Below are 2106 nucleotides of genomic sequence, written 5' to 3' on the forward strand. Positions count from 1 at the left end.
TTGCCCAGATAGGCGCGGCTGGCCGCTTCCACCCCTTCCAGTACGCCGCCCATCGGGGCGCGCAGCAGATAGATTTCAAGGATTTCCTTTTTGGAAAGATGCAGCTCCAGTTGCAGGGCGCGCAGGATTTGCCGCAGCTTGTTTCCGATGCTGCGGTCGCCCATGCTGCGCGGCATCGGCGTCAGCATGCGCGCCACCTGCATGCTCAAGGTGGAGCCGCCGGAGACGATGCGGCCATGCCAAAGCCATTGTCCGGCAGCACGCAGCAAGGCGACGGGGTTGACGCCGAAATGCCAGTAGAAGAAACGATCTTCATAGGCCAGCACCGCTTCCACGTAACGCGGCGATACCTCGTCCAGCCGCACCGGCTGCCGCCAGATATGCCGGCCATCCGGGAAGGCGCGTAGTGGCGTGCCATCGCTGGCCAGCACCAGTTGTACGCCGCGCGGCGTGCTTTGCTGCGCCTTTGCTGCTGGCGGCAGCGGGAAAAGCTGGTCGGCGAGGAGCAGTGCCGCGAGCAGGGCGGCCAGCAGCCAGCGCAGGCAAGTCAGGGCGAGCGACACGGCTCGCCCCGCTGGATCAATGGCGCTGCTCCCCATCGTTGATCGTGATGTGATCCCTGTCCGCCGCCAGCCCGTAGATCGTCGGCTGGTACATGTCCTCGGCGTAGCTGGGCGGCACGACGAAGCGGCCCGGCGTGACCACGCGCGCACGGTAGAAGAAATGGGTGGTACCGGGTGCCAGGCGGGCGGCGACGACGAAGCGGTCGTCGCGAAACTCGACATGCTTGATGCGGGCATCCTGCATCGCCTGACTGACCGAAATGCCATCGACGATGAACTCGTTCTGCTCGCTCTGGCTGATGTTGGTGTTCTCGATTTCGATGCCGGCGGGGATGTAATCGACGATCATGGCATTGGCGTAATGGCCGTGGGTTTTGACATCCAGGCGCACGAGCAGGCTTTCGCCGACGCGCAAGGCGCGTTCACCAAGTGCTTTGCCGTCGGCGCTGTACCAGTGGCGCTTGAGCGCGAAGGCATCGCTGCGCGCTGGCGGCGCTTTGGCGGGGTGGCCGGCCAGATCGAGCGACAGGTAAAGGCGCGCATTGTGCGTGTTTTTGAAGGTGATGCCACGGGCCAGCGCGCCGCCTTCCAGCGGCAGGAACTGCATGCCCTTGCCGCCCAGACTCTGACTGGCACCACCTTGCGTCAGGTTGGCACCGCCTTGCGTTAGGCTGGCCTGCCAGGGCGTGCCGTCGGCGGCGGCAAAATCACGGCCGAGCAGGAAGACGGCCATTTTTTCCTGGGTACTCAGGTAGCGGTGTTTGTCCATTTCTCCTGCCGCTACTGAAACCAGATCGGCGTGTCCGGGCGGCGCGAGTTTATGCTTTTTGAGCAGCACGTACATCAGTGCCGAGTCGCGCAGGGTGCTGCCGTAATCGCCCCACCAGTAGCGGTTGTCGCGCGGTTTCTGCAAACCGGCGGCAATGGCACTTTGGCTGCGCGGCTCGTCACCCATCAGCTTGAGCGCCAGGCCAAGCTGCACCAGTGCCAGGCCGGAATGCGATTGTTCGCTGGCTTCGGCCAGCTGACGCAGGGTGGCGAGCGGCGCTTTGCCATGGAGCGCCAGCACATAAGCGCCATAGGCGAGCACGCTGAAACGGCCCGAGCCGGCGTAACGCCAGTCGCCCCAGCTGCTGTTGTGGTTGTAGTTGAGCGGCCCGCGCGGCAGGCTGGCAACGCCTTCCTGCAAGCCTTTCAAGAGAAATTCGACGGCTTTTTTCTCCATCTCGGCCGGCACGGCAAAGCCCTGTTCGCGTGCATCTCTCAGGAAATGGCTGACGTAGGCGGAGAGCCAGTACTCATATTCCGCGTAATTGCCCCACAGGCTGAAACCGCCGTTGGGCGCCTGCATGCCGGCCAGTCGGGCGATGGCCTTGTCGAGCATGTCGGCGCGCTGGGCCGGGGTGTAGGCCTTGAGGCCGAATTGCCGGGCGGCCGCTTCGTCGATGAAGAGGTGCGGGTAGGCGGTGCTGGTGGTCTGCTCGGTGCAGCCGTAGGGGTAGGTGAGCAGGCCGCGCACGGCGCTGCGCACGTCGATGGGCGG

At 64.6% G+C, this 2106-nt stretch carries 1 protein-coding gene and 1 pseudogene; both read right to left on the reverse strand.

Annotated elements, in window-relative coordinates; genetic code table 11:
• A partial coding sequence (locus ACM62Q_RS13055) for a transglycosylase domain-containing protein (RefSeq protein WP_415037291.1) occupies positions 1-563 on the reverse strand: 563 nt, incomplete at its 3' end.
• Positions 564-579: 16 nt separating this feature from the next.
• A pseudogene (locus ACM62Q_RS13060) lies at positions 580-2106 on the reverse strand (alpha-2-macroglobulin family protein); the annotation flags it as partial.

The sequence above is a fragment of the Azonexus sp. genome (genome assembly GCF_047638095.1).
Classification (GTDB): Bacteria; Pseudomonadota; Gammaproteobacteria; order Burkholderiales; family Rhodocyclaceae; genus Azonexus.